The organism is Paraburkholderia fynbosensis (assembly GCF_902859935.1).
Taxonomy (GTDB): domain Bacteria; phylum Pseudomonadota; class Gammaproteobacteria; order Burkholderiales; family Burkholderiaceae; genus Paraburkholderia; species Paraburkholderia fynbosensis.
This window is the reverse complement of sequence record NZ_CADIKI010000023.1, coordinates 107,457-122,631: the sequence shown is the minus strand read 5'-3', so window position 1 is coordinate 122,631 and position 15,175 is coordinate 107,457. Positions and strand designations below refer to the sequence as shown.

General features: G+C 64.0%; 12 protein-coding genes. 2 read left to right on the top strand and 10 right to left on the bottom strand.

Annotated elements, in window-relative coordinates:
- Positions 1-12 precede the first annotated feature (12 nt).
- From HV770_RS30625 to HV770_RS30580, 10 genes are all read right to left on the bottom strand, one after another.
- Positions 13-780 carry a YjbE family putative metal transport protein gene (locus tag HV770_RS30625; RefSeq protein WP_175165270.1) on the bottom strand — a complete coding sequence of 256 codons (768 nt, stop codon included), beginning with the start codon at positions 778-780 and terminating at the stop codon, positions 13-15.
- Between the two features lie 12 nt (positions 781-792).
- The gene (locus HV770_RS30620) at positions 793-2,418 is read right to left on the bottom strand and encodes a hypothetical protein (protein WP_175165269.1); all 1,626 of its coding nucleotides are present in this window, start codon (positions 2,416-2,418) and stop codon (positions 793-795) included.
- Between the two features lie 167 nt (positions 2,419-2,585).
- Entirely contained in the window at positions 2,586-3,605 is a 1,020-nt protein-coding gene (locus tag HV770_RS30615; protein ID WP_175165268.1) for a 2Fe-2S iron-sulfur cluster-binding protein, read from the bottom strand.
- Between the two features lie 14 nt (positions 3,606-3,619).
- Entirely contained in the window at positions 3,620-4,099 is a 480-nt protein-coding gene (locus tag HV770_RS30610) for a GlcG/HbpS family heme-binding protein (RefSeq protein WP_175165267.1), read from the bottom strand.
- A gap of 19 nt (positions 4,100-4,118) precedes the next feature.
- Positions 4,119-5,573 (bottom strand): aldehyde dehydrogenase family protein, encoded by a 1,455-nt coding sequence (locus HV770_RS30605; protein WP_175165266.1) that lies wholly within the window; start codon positions 5,571-5,573, stop codon positions 4,119-4,121.
- Between the two features lie 124 nt (positions 5,574-5,697).
- On the bottom strand, positions 5,698-6,429 hold the full coding sequence (locus HV770_RS30600; RefSeq protein ID WP_116124107.1) for an iron-containing redox enzyme family protein: 732 nt from the start codon (positions 6,427-6,429) through the stop codon (positions 5,698-5,700).
- Positions 6,430-6,540: 111 nt separating this feature from the next.
- Positions 6,541-7,635, bottom strand: coding sequence for a porin (locus HV770_RS30595; RefSeq protein ID WP_175165265.1), 1,095 nt, complete (start codon positions 7,633-7,635; stop codon positions 6,541-6,543).
- A gap of 168 nt (positions 7,636-7,803) precedes the next feature.
- The gene (locus HV770_RS30590; protein ID WP_175165264.1) at positions 7,804-9,126 is read right to left on the bottom strand and encodes an MFS transporter; all 1,323 of its coding nucleotides are present in this window, start codon (positions 9,124-9,126) and stop codon (positions 7,804-7,806) included.
- Positions 9,127-9,195: 69 nt separating this feature from the next.
- Entirely contained in the window at positions 9,196-10,698 is a 1,503-nt protein-coding gene (locus HV770_RS30585; RefSeq protein ID WP_175165263.1) for an amidase, read from the bottom strand.
- A 736-nt stretch (positions 10,699-11,434) separates the two neighbouring features.
- Positions 11,435-12,166: a GntR family transcriptional regulator gene (locus HV770_RS30580; RefSeq protein WP_175165303.1), complete on the bottom strand. Its 732-nt coding sequence runs from the start codon at positions 12,164-12,166 to the stop codon at positions 11,435-11,437.
- A 157-nt stretch (positions 12,167-12,323) separates the two neighbouring features.
- On the opposite strand from HV770_RS30580, the gene pcaB reads away from it, so the two are divergent.
- Together pcaB and HV770_RS30570 are read left to right on the top strand one after the other, a co-directional pair.
- Entirely contained in the window at positions 12,324-13,694 is a 1,371-nt protein-coding gene (pcaB, locus tag HV770_RS30575) for a 3-carboxy-cis,cis-muconate cycloisomerase (protein ID WP_175165262.1), read from the top strand.
- Positions 13,695-13,721: 27 nt separating this feature from the next.
- A complete protein-coding gene (locus HV770_RS30570) occupies positions 13,722-15,134 on the top strand; it encodes a cation:dicarboxylate symporter family transporter (RefSeq protein WP_175165261.1) in 1,413 nt (470 codons plus the stop codon).
- Positions 15,135-15,175: the final 41 nt, after the last annotated feature.

The following is a 15,175-nucleotide window of genomic DNA, read 5'->3' as shown; positions in this document are numbered from 1 at the left end:
TCTCCTGCAACATCACCCCGCTCGCCACCCCCTCAATCCGACCCGCTGCATGAACGGCACGAACAGCACGAGCGCGGCCATCGCAACGCACACCAGCACGCGGACAAGCCACTCGTTGCCCGCACCGTCGCCAATCGCGTCCGCGACGTCGCGCAACACTTGAGCCACATGCGGATCGGCGAGCAGCATATCGGCGGCGATCCATCCAAGCAGCGCCGAACCCAGCCAGATCACCAGCGGAAACCGTTCGATCACGCGAAGCATCACGGCACTGCCCAACGCGATAGCCGGCGCGCCCACCGCAAGCCCCGCCAGCACGACTGCGACACGCGATTCGGCCGGCAACGTCTCAGCCACCGCTGCTGTCGCAAGCCCGTTATCGAGGCTCATCGCGAAGTCGGCGAACAGGATCAGCGCGACAACGCGCCAGAGCGCCTTCGCAGCAGGCGCTTCGTCGGATTCGGCATGGGACGCGCCATCGTCGCGCAGCAACTGCATGCCGATCCAGGCGAGCAACAGACCCGCGACCACATGCATGTATGGAACAGCGAGCAGATAGCCGATCGCGTAGACCATCGCGAAGCGCAGCACGATGCCGAGGCTCGTGCCGATCCAGACACCCGCGCGCCGTTGCTGCGGCGGCAGCGAGCGGCACGCGAGCGCGATCGCAATCGCGTTGTCGCCGCCAAGAAGAAGGTTGATGAAAACGATCTGCAACACGGCGGGCGCGTAGTGCGCGAAGCCCGCCGCGAAGTCCTGCGAAAACCCGAGGAATGACATTGGCAGCCTTCCTCAAGCGAACATCACGGCCGCGAGCGTGGCGATCACGAGACCGCACACGACGGGCAGAAACAGCGCCCGCACCGCGTCGAGCACCGGCACGCGCGCGAAGCCCGTGACCGCGATCAGCGACGACCACGCGACCAGCGTGCCGCCGCCCGTCCACACTGCGCCCATCTGGCCGATCGCGGCGAGCGTTGCAGCGGGCAGGTGGACCATCGGCGCAAGCGCACCGGAGAGCGAACCCGTCAGCGGCAAACCCGCGAAGCCCGAACCGTCGATGCCGGTAATCATCCCCATCAGCAGAACGCCGAACGACACGAACAGCGGGTTCTGCGGAATAACCTGGCTGCACGCCTGCACGAGTTCGAACAGGAACGACGGCACATGTGCGCCCGCCGCCGCGCCGAGGATCGGTCCTGCCGTGCTCGCATCGCCGACGAAGAAGAAGCCCGCGATCGGCAGCACCGCGCCCATCGCCTTGAACGCGAACACGAAGCCGTCGATGATATGCTCGGCCGTGCGGTCCAGAAAGCCTTTGCGTCCGTGCGAAAGCGTCGCGAGCATCATCAGCACGGCCGCCATCCCGCCGATCAGCGCGGCCGCGTCGCCGCCGCGAATAGCGCCCGAGCCGATCATGTCCGGCCGCATCATCACGACCACCACCGCGAGGAACGCGAGCGGCGTGGCGAGCGCGAATACCTTCGACCACAGTTCGCGGCGATCGAGCAGCACGTCGGCGGCGATCGGCGACATCTGCGTCATCTGCAATGCCGCGCCGCCTTGCGGCATCGGCGCAATCGACATCGCCGCGAGCGCGCCCTCGCCTTCCATGTGCGACGAAGAAGCGCCTTCATGTTCAGCCGCGAGATTGCCGCTCGTGCCGCGCGCCAGTTCCACCTTCGCGAAGCTGCCTTGATGCTCCGGTTCGCCGTCGGCGGTGACCAGGCCCTGCGTTTCCCACACGCTGAGATTCGCCGCCGACGGCGCCTTCACACGACCACGCACGACGGAGAACCACGTCATCCCGAGCGCAACGAAGCCGACGATCAACGACAACCCGAACGCGGTATTCGCGACCGTAAGCATGTCCGCGCCGGCGGCCCGCGCGCTGATGCCCGGCGCGACCTTGATTACATAGTCCGACGACAGCGCCATCCCCTGCCCCGCGATTGCAATTGCGGCCGCGGCGCCGAGCGGCGGCAAGCCCGCATAGACAGCAGCCGGAATCAGGATCGCACCGACGAGCGGCACCGCAGGCGTCGGCCAGAAAAACAGCGAGATCAGATACGTAATCAGCGCGAGAATGAAAAACGCCGCGTGCCCGTTGAACATGATGCGTTTGAACGGCCGCACCATGCGCACGTCCGCGCCGAGTTCGCGCAGGCCGTTGAGCAGCGCCGTCATCAGCGCGATCACGAGGAAGATATTGAACAGCTCATGCGCGGCCGTCAGGCTGCCCATGAAGATGGCCTGGAAGCCGACCAGCAGCTTGCCGGACCACGCGAATGCCACCGCGAAAGTGGCGAGAATCGCGGGCACGACCACATTTGCACGGAAGATCATCGTCGCGATGATCGCGACAACGCCAGCCAGATAACAGAAGTGTGCTGGCGTTAGAACAGCGATTGAGTGCATGGGAAGCCTCAGCTCGATAGGAGGTCGGGGACGATAGAGCGTTGTGTTGTGTCAATACTATTTGCTGCGACTCGCGGCAAAAAAAGACGTGCGAGTTTTTGTCGGTGATGCAACGGAATCGGGCGCAGTCCGCATCCAACCCTTGCTCGCGCGCCCTTTTTGCGGTTTCAGTCCGTTGCGTCAACGCATTGCGGGTGCTGGAACGTGAAGCTGTCCGCATACAGGTAGCGCACGCTCGCGCCATGAGCGACGAACGCGCTGCGCGCATCCGCGATCATTGCGGGCGATCCGCACAGATACAGCGCGTGCCCGGACAGATCGGGGTGATCCGCGAGCACCACGTGCTGCACGTAGCCGCGTGCGCCGGACCAGTCGCCGTGCGCGCGTGAAAGCACCGGCACGTAGCGGAAGTCTTCGTGCGTTGCGGCCAAGTGCGCGAGTTCGTCGTGCAGATACAGATCGTGCTGCGTGCGCGCGCCCCAGTAGAGGTCAATCGGCGGCGACTCTCCGCTGTCGAGCAGCGTCGCGAGCATGCTGCGCAACGGCGCGATGCCGGTGCCCGTCGCGACCATCACGATCGGCCGGTAATCCTCCTCGTGATAGCCGAAGCCGCCGAGCGGCGCATCGATGTCAAGCGTGTCGCCGGCACGCATCGCCGACAGCAGGTCCTGCGTGAAGTAGCCGCCGTCGATACGCCGGATGTGCAATTCGATATGCCCATCATCCGGACGCGAGGCCATCGAGAAGCTACGTGCCCCCGCTTCGCCGAGCAGCACGTTCAGATACTGACCGGGCCTGAACGTGAGCGGCGACGCGTGATCGAGCGCGAGCACGAGACGCGTGACGTCGCCGCTCAGCGCCTCCACCTTGCGCACCGTCGTCCGATGCCGCTGCGGCGGCACCGGCGCGGCAAGCACGCGTTCAGTGCTGATCTCGAGGTCCGCGAGCGCATGCGCCTGGCACATCAGCGCATAGCCCTCGGCGGCTTCTTCCGGCGACAGCGCGAGCGGCGGCTCGACGTAATTCACGCTGCCCGCCACCAGCTTCACGCGACACGTGCCGCAACCGCCGAACGCGCATTCGGACGGCAGCGTCACGCCCGCGCGCTGCGCGGCTTCGAGCACGGTTTCGTCGCTCGTCGCGTCGAAACTGCGCTGCGCCTCGATCCAGGTAATCCGATAGCTCACGATGGCCCTCGCAATCACAGCTTGATGTCGGCTTGCACGAGCACTTCGTGCCCGCTCTCGCGCAACGCGTCGCGCAGTGCGGCGAGACCCGCGAGACCCGCCTGGGTGTCCTGCTCGCCGTTGCCGCCCGACAATCCGATGCCGCCAACAACTTGCTGATCGACCACGATCGGAAAGCCGCCGACGAACGCCGCAAAGCGTCCCTCGAAGCTCCATTGAATGCCGAACGCTTCGTTGCCCGGCAGCGCGGGACCGTTGGGCGGCGTCGTGAACAGATGCGTCGAGCGCTTGTGGCCCGCCGCGGTGAAGGCCTTGTTCCACGCGATCTGCGGACCCGTCACGCGGCCGCCGTCCATGCGTTCGAGCGCGAGCGGAAAGCCACCTTCGTCGCACACGCAGATGGATTCGCACACGCCGATCGCCTGCGAACGCGCGAGCGCCGCCGCGACCATCAGGCGCGCTTCGGCCAGTTCGAGTTTGAAGAATGATTTCATGGTCAAAAAAATTTGCCGGTTAGATGCCGCGATAAACGGTCTTGGTCTGCAGATAAAATTCGAGCCCGTCGCGGCCCGATTCGCGGAAGGTGGCCGTGCTGGAACGCTTGAGTCCGCCGAACGGCGCGTTGACGAGATTGCCCGTCGTCGTGCGGTTGATCTTTACGGTGCCCGCTTCGATGTCGTTGGCGAAGCGGTGCATCAGCTTCGCGTCGCGTGTGACGAGCGCGGCGGCGAGGCCGTATTCGCTGTCGTTCGCAACCGCGATGGCGTCGTCGTAATCGTCGACGTCGATCACCGCGATCACCGGCCCGAAGATTTCTTCGCGTGCGATGCGCGCATCGCGCGGCACGTCGGTGAAGATCGTCGGCGTGACGAAATAGCCGTGCGCGAAATCGCCGTCGCTCAGTTGCTCGCCCCCGCACACGAGCGTCGCTTCACGCTTGCCGGTTTCGATGTAGTCGAGCACCGTGCGCAATTGCCCCGCAGTCGCAAGCGGGCCGATGTCGATGTCCGGCTGCATGCCGCTGCCGACCTTCAACGCGGCGGTCTTTGCAGCCAGCCGCTCGACGAACGCCGCGCGAATCTCACGTGCCACCAGCACGCGGCTCGTGCCGGTGCATGCCTGGCCTGCTAGCGAGAAGCCGCCTTTGATCGTGAGATCGACGGCGAGATCGATGTCGCCCGCATCGAGCACGATCAGCGGGTTCTTGCCGCCCAACTCCATCTGCGTGCGCGTCGAGAGCGACGCGGCGCGGTGAATCTGTTCGCCCGCCGAGGTGGAACCGGTGAACGAAACGGCCCGCACTTCACGCGCGCCGACCAGCACGGGCCCGACCGCGCTCGCGCTGCCCGTGACGAAATTGAGCACGCCCTTCGGAATGCCCGCTTCGACGAACGCTTCGGCAAGACGCAAGCCGCTCAACGGCGCATCCGATGCGGGCTTGAACACCACCGTGTTGCCACAGATCAGCGCGGGCGCGATCTTGCGCGCGGGGATCGACACCGGGAAGTTCCACGGCGAAATCACGGTCACCACACCGAGCGGCTCGCGCACGGTATAGACCAACGACGCCGCGTCGTCGCTCGGGAATGTTTCGCCGCCATACGACTGCGCTTCGATCGCGTAGTAGCGCAGCGTCTGCGCCGCGCGCATGAACTCGTCCTTCGCGAGCGCTTTCTGCTTGCCCTCTTCGCGCGTCAGTTCTTCGCCGAAACGCGCGGCGTTCTGCTCCAGATACGCGGCGGCGTCGAGCAGGATCTTCGCGCGCGCGCCTGGCGTCTGGCGCTTCCACGCAGGGAACGCTACCGCTGCGGCGCGCACAGCCGCGTGCGCATCGTCTTGCGACGAAGCCTGAAAGCGGCCGACCACGTCGCGCGTATCGGCCGGGTTAAGGTTGTCGAAGGTGGCGCCGGTGAGGCTCGCACACCATTCGCCGTCGATGTAGTTCTGAAACGTCGGTACGTTTGTCATGTCTGCAACGGCCCTGCAAAAGTGATCTGGTTTGCCCGTGACGGGCCGACGCGCGGCGGAATCAAAAAAACGCGCGCCGGCCGTGCATCGGCCCTGGATCGGCCCTGGAAAGGCGCGGCTTGCTTTAAGCCGCGAGGCCCAGTTCGGGCAGCGGGATCTCTTTTTCGACGTAGTCGTAATAGAGCGCCGTGGTGTACAGCAGACGCATCTGCGCGCCCACTTCGCAGATCTTCAGGCAACGCTGTTGCAGCTCCGGCGTGTTCGCGTGTTCGAGCACGATCTGATAGCCGCGCTCGCCGTGGATCTCGTCGGACACGATGTGCAGGTCGAAGAACTCGACTTCCTCATCCGTGAACTTATAGAGATCGCGCAGCGTCGGCGTCTGCTTGCGGTAAATGGACGGCACCTGCGACTCCAGCCCGACCACCAGCGCCGCGACCGCCACCACCGGGTCTTCGCGCATCGCCACCGAATAGCACCAGCCTTGCAGACCGCGCGTGGTCGGCGACATGTTGTCGGGATCGACCACGCGTTCACGCGTCGTGCCGCACGCTTCGGCGAAGCGGATCAGCAGGTCCGTGTGACGGTCGCCGCCGATTTCCTCTTCGTACATGTTCGCGAGCAGGAAGTCTTTCGCCTCGGTCATGTGATCCGGCGTGCGCGCGTACAAATAGCCGAGGTAGTCGGCGAACGGCCCGACGTAGTGGTAGTGGTTCTCGGCCCAGCGCGCGAGATGCGCGCGCGTCAGCTTGCCGCTCGCCCACGCGATGCTGAACGGCGCCTTGTTCGCGCTCTTTCCCTTGATCGCTTCTTCAAGTGCCGCGCGGAAAGTTTCGCGGTCCATCAGTTCTGCCATGTCCGACTCCTTCTTGGGGTGAATTGCCCGTCAACCGTGACGGAGATCAATTCAGTACACTGTATACATTAATAACGGAAAAGCCAACTCCGCAAAGATCCTGGTGTGCGGCTAGAACGACTGACGCAAACCGATGCCCGCCGCCGACTGCGTATTGCTGCTCGACGCCGAGATGAACTGCGAGACCTGCGCAACCTGCGCATCGCCGAGCGCACGTTGCAGCGTCGCGAACGCGTAAAGCTGCGTGCGCTTGGACAGCGAGTAATTCAACACCGCGTTGTACTGGATGTAGCGCGGGTCGGCGTCGTTCGCGTCGACGGAACCTTCCGTGTACGTGACGCCCAGACCCGCCGACAGTGCCGGCGTGAAGTAAAACATGCCGTTGATTTCATAGTTCATGAAATTGACGTCTTGCTCTTCGAAGCCCTGCTTGTACTCGACATGCGTGACGTCCGCGCTGATCTTGGCCTTGCCGATCTTGTACGACGCGCCGCCGCCCACCGTGAGGAACGAATGCGCGGCGAGCGCATATTCGCCTACCGCCGAATTGGTGTCCTTCCAGAACGTACCCGGCGATAGTTCGCCCGGCTGGCGCGCGTACGTCATGCCGAAGCCGGCATAGAGCGGTCCGTTCTCGTAGCTGCCGCCCAGACTCCACATGCTCCGGCTGCCGAAGCTGCCCGCCTGGCCGCCGAAGCTGTACATCGCGCTGCCGGTGAAGCCGCCGAAGCTGTTGGCATAGCGCACCGCGTTGTTCACGCGCACGCCGCGGTTGGTCAAGTCCATGTCGCCGGGGTGCTCCAGGTAGACCGACCAGTCCGCCGCGGTGAGTTGCGCGACGTAATCGACCATCGACTCGTACTGGCGGCCGAGCGTGATGCGGCCCCAGCGGTCGTTTTCGAGGCCCACGTAGGCTTGGCGGCCGAACATCAGGCCGCCCTGACCGAGCGAGCCGTCCGTCACGTCGAAGCCGTTTTCAAGCCGGAAAATCGCGCGCGAGCCGCCGCCGAAATCTTCCGAGCCCAGAAAGCCGACCCGGCTGCCGCGCGTCGAGCCGCTCGCCATCGCATACGAGCGGCCACCGTCCTGATTGCTCGTGTAGATCACCGCTGCGTCGATCAGGCCGTACAGCGTGACGCTGCTTTGCGCGTGCGCCGTGACCGAAAGGCATGCAAGGCCTGCCGCGCTCCAGAAAGTCTTGTTCATCCAGGGGTTCCTTGATTTTTTCATTGAAAGACCTGCCGCTCCGGGGACGGTGCTCTCGTGACCCTCTCCTGCCGCACCGTTCGTTTTTGTATTCTGTATACTGTAATGACGAAAACAAATGGACAATAAAAATTTCGAGGTTTATTGCCGTGCTTCGTTGATGTTGGATCAATGCGAAGTGCCCGTCGAGGTGATTGCTTGACCCGCAGGGGCGGAATGCGCGGGCGCGTCGGTCGCGGCTGCATCAGCTTCGACGGCGTCGAGCGCGATGCCATTGGTCTCCGGCAACATCAGCGCGGCGAGCACCACGAAGCAATAGCCGACGCCAGCCACGAGCGGAATCGCGAGCGTCAGCGTGAAATGGCCGTTCGCGAGCCAGCCCGCCGCGAACGGGAACACCGAGCCGATCACGCGTCCCACGTTGTACGCGACGCCATAGCCGGTCGCGCGGATGGCGTTCGGATAGGTCTCGGCGATGGTCGCGGCCACGCCGGAAAACGTCCCCTGCATCAGCACGCCGAGCAGAAAGCCGAGCAGCAGCATGACCGGCGTCGGCGCGTCGATCAGCATGTACGCGATGCTCATCACGAACGCGCCCGCCGCAAACAGGATGTACGTAAGGCGTCGTCCGAAGCGGTCCGTGGCCCATGCGCCCAGTGCGTAACCGGCCAGCGAGCCGCCGATCGTCACAGCGAGCCACACGCCGGTGCCCGTCACTGAAAGGCCGCGCTCCGACTTGAGCCACATCGGCATCCACGTCGCGATCGCGTAGTAGGAGCCGAGCATGCCGCCCGACAACAGGCTGCACCACAACGTGCGCGCGGCGAGCCGGCCGCTGAACACCGCGCGCAACGCCTCGCCCGCGCTGGTGTTGCGGCGCGCAGCGAGCGTGCGGTGGAACGATTCCGGCTCGCGCAGATTGCGCCGCAGCCACACCACCAGCAGCGCGGGCAGAATGCCGACGAACAGACACACGCGCCACGCCCACTCCGGCGGCAACCAGTTGAACAGCACGCTATACGCGAGCGCGGCGCCGGCCCAGCCGAACGAATAGCTGCTCGCCGTGAAGCCCGAGAATTTCCCGCGATGCGCGGGATTGCGGATCATCTCCGTGACCAGCACCATGCACAGCGACGACTCGCCGCCGAACCCGAGCCCCTGCACCGCGCGCAGTACCGCGAGCTGGGTCGGCGAATTCGCGAACCCGCACGCGAAGCACGACAGCGCGAACAGCGCGATGGTCCAGCGCAGGATGCGCACGCGGCCGTATCGGTCGGCGAGCAGACCGGCGCCGATCGCGCCGACCAGCGACGCGACCAAGGTCCACGTGACGATGCTGCCCGCCGTCGCCTTGCTCATGTGCCAGGTCTGCATCAGAACGGGAATGAGGAACGAATAGATCATGAAGTCGTAGACGTCCACCGCGTGACCGACGAACGCGCCGGCAAACGCCTTCTTTTCGTTTTTCGACAGTGAGGTGAACCAGGACATGAGCGTGGGCTCCGTATGCGATCGAGTGAGTCGGGTTGGGCGCGCGGGAAAAGCGCTTAACGGGTTTGTTCACAGTGCACCGGGCGGTGCATATGCGGCGTAGCCTTCGGCTTCGAGCAGGCTTGCCACCTGAATCGAGCGTAGGTCGTGATACAGCGGCGCGACGATCTGCACGCCCACCGGCAAGCCGCTCGCGGTGTGTCCAGCTGGCGCGACCGTCGACGGCAAACCGCACAGACCCGAGTGCCCGGCCCAGAACAACTGAGTGGTGAGCGGCTGCGGCTCGCCGTTCACGTCGAGCGTGCGCTGCCACGGCGCGCCCTCTTCGTTGAGCGTGAACGCTGCCGTCGCCGCTACCGGACATAGCAACACATCGACGCGCGTGAAAAGCATGCGCCACGCCGCCGCATATTTCTCGCGCAGCGGCTGCAATTTCAGCCAGTCGCGATGACGCATCGCCGCGCCCGTGTATTGCAGCGACGCGTAGGTCGTGTCGGCGGGATTAGCGGCGTCCGCGGCGGCGAGCGCACTCGCGAAGGCTTCGTCGCCGAGATAGCCGCACGTCGATGCGCGCAGCAGCAGCGTGTACGTGCGCAGCAACTCCGCGGCGTCTAGTTGCGGACGCGCATCCCACAGCACTTGCGCGCCGCGCCGCTCCAGCGCGCGGCCAAGCTCGACGATGCAGCGCTCGACTTCGGCATCCACCGGCGCTACCAGATGGTTGCTCAATACGCCGAAGCGGATCTGATCGAGATTCTTCGCATCGCAGCGCGGCAGCTCGAAACGCACCGCGCACGCGGCATCGGGCGGCGGGCCCATGATCGCTTCGAGCACGAGCGCGAGATCGTTCGCGCTGCGTGCAAGCGGTCCGGCAACGTTGATGTCGGGACACGCGACGCCGCCCGGCAGGCCATGTCCGTCGAGCGACACGAGGCCGTGCGTGCTCTTATGCGAGTAGATGCCGCAATAGTGCGCGGGGTTGCGGATCGACGAGCCGATGTCGGAGCCCACATCGAAAAACGCCAAGCCGGTACTCACCGCCGCCGCGCTGCCGCCCGACGAACCGCCCGGCGTGCGCGCGAGATCATGCGGATTGCGCGTGGTGCCGTAGATGTCGTTGTAGCTTTGCCAGTCGCGCAGCCATAACGGCACGTTGGTCTTGCCGAGCAGCACTGCGCCGGCATCGCTCAGACGCTGCACGACGGCGGCATCGCGCGCGGCGATGTTGTCGCGGAACGCGGGATCGCCCACGGTGGTCGGCCAGCCGGCGACGTCGAAGGACTCCTTGATCGTGAACGGCACGCCGTGCAACGGACCGCGCGGGCGGCCCGTCGCGAGTTCTTCGTCGCGCTGCCTCGCGATGGCGTGCGCGCGCTCGAAGTCGCTTAGCACGAGGGCGTTGACCCGCGGGTTAGCCTCGCGCCAAGCCGCTTCGCACGCGGCAACGAGCTCCCGGGAACTGACTTCGCGGCGGCGCAGCGCGGCCGCTGCGCGCGCAGCCGACGCATAGCGCCAGGCTTCAGCGGCCTGTCCCGTTCCGACGCGGGCGACGTTCTCTGCGAGATCTGACATGGGCGTTCACTTTTCAGTATTTTGTATACCGTCGCAGGACAAATTTGCGTTGTCAAGTGCTCGCGGATGGGCGCTGCGGCACGCCGGCATGCAGCTGCCGCCGGAAACGGCTTCGGTGCGGCCGCGCGAGGCGGTCAGGCCGCGTGGCCATCTACTGGCGCTGCGTGCGCCATGCAGTCTTTGCGCCGCGGGGTCGGGCGGGGTTGGAGGCCAATGATTACGGGTACCTTCCGTCTTGATCAACGGAAGGAGCGTCCATACAAATAAACGACGCGTATGTGCGATGCCGCGCTATTGGGCGGGTTCCGACGGAGCTCGCCATGCAGGGATCAGTGGGACGCGATTCACGTCGGCGATTGAGTCGGCGTCAGCTTAACGGCAGCGGACGGGGCGGTTGAATGCCCGCTTGTTGGTGCTCGACCGACGCCTCAACGTCCGGAACCCGGTAGGGCGACGTCACTTCCTGGCCCGAACTGAGCCCGACGACGCCAGGCTCGAATCGACCCTCTCCCGCCGGCCGCATCCGCAGAGTTGAACGGCCGATACCGGATGTGGACGAGCCTTCGATCGATGTTTTTGTGCATAAGCCGAGCGCTAACAACTGCCCGCCAAGTACTGCTCATGCGATCCACGCGGCGCAACGTGCATCGCCGGACGTCGTCGATTTCCGTCGTAGTTGGTTCCCGCATCGAGCAGTGTTCGAATGGCGGCACATTCGAGTGGATGATGAAATGCGTCAGGTACTTGAGCGCTTAAGCCGCATCGCGATTGAGAAACGTTCGGCGGGATGGATGCTGACTGACGTCTCGAAACAATCGCCCGCCGAGTTCAGATAGCGCCGGACGATCCTGAGCGCCGCGGCTCCGTGTTCCACGCGCAGCCGCTTTGCCATCTCCTCCGAAATCAACACCGCCTGAATCGCCTGCTGGATCTCCGTAATGCTGTGCCCGTACCGCTCCTCGATCAAGGAGCTGATCAACTGGTCGGGCTGCTCCCGTGCAACATCCGCCACGTCAGCATATTCGGGCGCGGTGTACACGTCTGTCCATCCGACCGGCGCGCGGCCTTTTCCTCCATCGATGCGCAGGCTTGAAATGCGCAGGAACCGCGCCCCTTCGGCACATTGCAGCGTCTTGGCCAGATCGCGGTCCGCGACGACCATCTCTGTCGATTGCACGAGCCGCAGATGCTCCGAGCCAAACTGGGCCAGGTCTTCGACGGAGGCAAGCGTCGGCCGGAATTCAGTCCTCGGGCGCGACGACTCGACGCGAGTTCCCGCGTTCTTGCGACGTGAAACCAGACCCAACTGCTGGAGTTCATGCAACGCTGCGCGCACGGTATGGCGGCTCGTGCGGTAGTGATCCCGCAATTCCAGCTCGGTCGGCAGGACGGTGCCGACGGGATATTGCCCGGAAGCAATCGCTTCGGTGAGTTCGCGCGCGATTTCCGCGTAATGGGGTCGATTCATCTTGTCGTCTTTGGGAATGTCTTCGTTCTTGCCTGCTACGGGTAAATCATAACTTGCCTCGATATGTCCGAACATATTAATCTAAATATGTCCGGACTTATAGGCTGCCGCTTTTCCCTGTCCCGCCCCTCTCTCAGTTCGAATTCTCAAGGTCGCAATGACACATGTCACCGTTCCGATGGCCAGCACCGTCGTCGATTCCATTCTGTTTCGCGACGCTTTCGGCACCGCCCGGATGCGCGCGGTGTTTTCCGATCACGCGCTGATCCAACGCTACATCGACGTCGAGGTTGCGTTGGCTAAAGCAGAAGCGCGCACAGGCGTGATTCCCAGCGATGCAGCCGAAGTGATCGCGCGTGAGTCGACGATCGAACGCATCGATTTCGATCACATGCGCGAAGAGACCGATATCGTCGGCTATCCGATCCTGCCGCTAGTGCATCAACTGGTCGAGATGTGTGGGGACGCCGGCCGCTACGTTCACTGGGGTGCGACGACGCAGGACATCATGGACACCGCGGTCGCGCTGCAGGTGCGCGACGCACTCGATTCGATCGATGACGATATCCGGGAGTTGCGCACGATTCTCGCGGATCTGGCGAAGAAGCATCGCGACACGCCGATGGCCGGCCGCACGCACCTGCAGCAAGCGCTGCCGGTGACGTTCGGCTACAAGGTTGCGATCTGGCTTGCGATGTTCGATCGTCATCAGGTACGGCTTAAGGAGATGCGCGAACGCGTGGCCGTGGTCGAATTCGGCGGCGCGGCGGGCACCCTTGCATCGCTTGGCGACAAGGGCTTCGAAGTGCAGAAGGCGCTCGCCGAGGAACTGAAACTCGGCGTGCCTGCAACGACATGGCACGTCGCGCGCGACGGTTTCGCCGAAGCCGTGAACCTGCTCGCGCTGATAACGGGCTCGCTCGGCAAGATCGCGCTCGACGTCATGATCATGGCGTCCACTGAGTTCGCGGAAGTCTACGAGCCGTTCGTGAAGGGACGCGGCGCGAGCAGCACCATGCCGCAGAAGCGCAATCCGATTTCCAGCGAACTCATGCTGGCGGCGGCGAAGGCAGTGCGCCAGCATGCGGGCCTGATGGTCGACGCGATGATTCAGGACTTCGAGCGCGCCACCGGCCCGTGGCATGCTGAGTGGATCGCAATTCCCGAAAGCTTCATTCTCACCTCTGGCGCGTTGCATCAAGCGAAGTTCGCGCTAGGCGGCCTTATCGTCGATGAAGCGCGCATGAAGCACAACCTCGGCATCAGCAAGGGTTTGATCGTCGCGGAAGCCGTGATGATGGGCATGGCGCCCTACACCGGACGTCAGCAGGCGCATGACATCGTGTACGACGCATGCCGCACGGTGAACGAGCATGGCGGCACGCTTGCGCAAGCGCTTGCTGCGCTGCCCGAAGTCACGAAGCACTTCGACCGCGCCGCAATCGACCGCATGACCGATCCCGCGAACTATCTCGGTCTTGCACCCCAGATGGTGGACCAGGCCATCGCACTGTCGCGCGACATCTGAACCTATAGAATCAAGAAGGAACACGCGATGCATAACGAACACGTATCACACGGCGACGCGACCGTCGCCACGACGAAGAGGCTGCCGTGGTACCGCAAGCTCGGCATGCAGGTGCTGCTGGCGCTCGTGATCGGCATTGCGGTCGGGTTGTTGTTCCCGAAGTTCGGCACGCAACTCAAGGTGCTCGGCGATATCTTTCTCGCACTCATCAAGGCAGGGGTCGCGCCGCTCGTGTTTCTCACGATCGTGCATGGCATCGCTTCGGCGGGCGACGTGAAAAGCGCGGGACGTGTGGGCTGGCGCTCGATCGTCTACTTCGAAGTCGTCTCGACAATCGCGCTCGCGTTCGGGCTGCTCGCCGGCAATCTGCTGCAGACGGGCAAGGCGATGACGTCCGTCACCGCCGGCGCCGTGCCCGCGATCGCGACCAAAGCTGCACCGCAGAGTTTTACCGGGTTCGTCATGCATATCGTGCCGGACAACTTCATCGGCGCGTTTGCGAAGGGCGAGCTATTGCAAGTTGTCGTGCTCGCGGTGATGGTCGGCGTCGGCATTCTCGCGATTCCGGCGCACCGCCGCGTGCGCGTTAACGAAGGGCTGGATCTTATCTCCGAAGTGCTCTTCTCGTTCATCAATCTCGTGATGAAGCTCGCGCCGCTCGGCACGCTCGGCGCGATCGCCTTCTCGGTGGGAAGCAACGGCACGGCGGTGCTGATCGCGCTCGCGCAGCTCGTGTTGAGCTTCTATGCAGTGATCGTGCTGTTCATCGTCGTTGTGATGGGCGTGATCGCGAAACTCTCGGGTTTCAGTCTGTGGCGCTTTCTCCGCTATATCAAGGACGAAATTTTCATTGTGCTCGGTACGGCTTCATCCGAAAGCGTCCTGCCGCGTCTTCTAATTAAACTCGAGCGGCTCGGTTGCGCGAAGCAAACGGTCGGGCTCGTGTTGCCTACCGGCTATGCGTTCAATCTCGACGGTACGTCGATCTTCATGTCGATGGGCGTGATGTTCATCGCTCACGCGTACGGCGTGCCCATCCCACTGGATCATCAGATCGGCATTCTGCTGCTGATGCTGCTGACGTCGAAGGGCGCCGCCACGGTGTCCGGGGGCTCATTCGTCGTATTCGCAGCGACGGTCACGTCGACTGGCATCCTTCCCGTCGAAGGCCTTGCGTTGATCTTCGGCGTGTACCGCTTCATGTCGATGGCGATCGCCACGTGCAATACGATCGGCAACAGCCTGGCGACGGTAGTCGTCGCCAAGTGGTCGCGGACCCTTGATGAGACGATCGCGCAGCGACATTTGCATCCTGAACGTTACCCTGAAATTGCGCGGGCCGATGAAAGCCTTGCCGGCGGCAATCTGATGCCCGAAGACATGGACGATGCAAAGCATCCTCACGGCGTTTCGCTCAAAGGCGCGCGACACACGCGGTGATCGAATGTCGCATCGCAGCAGTGCGCGGGCCTGTGCCCCGC

Excerpts from the sequence above, each read along its gene's own strand:
- HV770_RS30590 (WP_175165264.1), bottom strand. The coding sequence starts at position 9,126 with ATGTCCTGGTTCACCTCACTGTCGAAAAACGAAAAGAAGGCGTTTGCC.
- HV770_RS30610 (WP_175165267.1), bottom strand. The coding sequence starts at position 4,099 with ATGAAATCATTCTTCAAACTCGAACTGGCCGAAGCGCGCCTGATGGTC.
- HV770_RS30585 (WP_175165263.1), bottom strand. The coding sequence starts at position 10,698 with ATGTCAGATCTCGCAGAGAACGTCGCCCGCGTCGGAACGGGACAGGCC.
- HV770_RS30580 (WP_175165303.1), bottom strand. The coding sequence starts at position 12,166 with ATGAATCGACCCCATTACGCGGAAATCGCGCGCGAACTCACCGAAGCG.
- HV770_RS30595 (WP_175165265.1), bottom strand. The coding sequence starts at position 7,635 with ATGAACAAGACTTTCTGGAGCGCGGCAGGCCTTGCATGCCTTTCGGTC.
- HV770_RS30605 (WP_175165266.1), bottom strand. The coding sequence starts at position 5,573 with ATGACAAACGTACCGACGTTTCAGAACTACATCGACGGCGAATGGTGT.
- HV770_RS30600 (WP_116124107.1), bottom strand. The coding sequence starts at position 6,429 with ATGGCAGAACTGATGGACCGCGAAACTTTCCGCGCGGCACTTGAAGAA.
- HV770_RS30570 (WP_175165261.1), top strand. The coding sequence starts at position 13,722 with ATGCATAACGAACACGTATCACACGGCGACGCGACCGTCGCCACGACG.
- pcaB (WP_175165262.1), top strand. The coding sequence starts at position 12,324 with ATGACACATGTCACCGTTCCGATGGCCAGCACCGTCGTCGATTCCATT.
- HV770_RS30620 (WP_175165269.1), bottom strand. The coding sequence starts at position 2,418 with ATGCACTCAATCGCTGTTCTAACGCCAGCACACTTCTGTTATCTGGCT.
- HV770_RS30625 (WP_175165270.1), bottom strand. The coding sequence starts at position 780 with ATGTCATTCCTCGGGTTTTCGCAGGACTTCGCGGCGGGCTTCGCGCAC.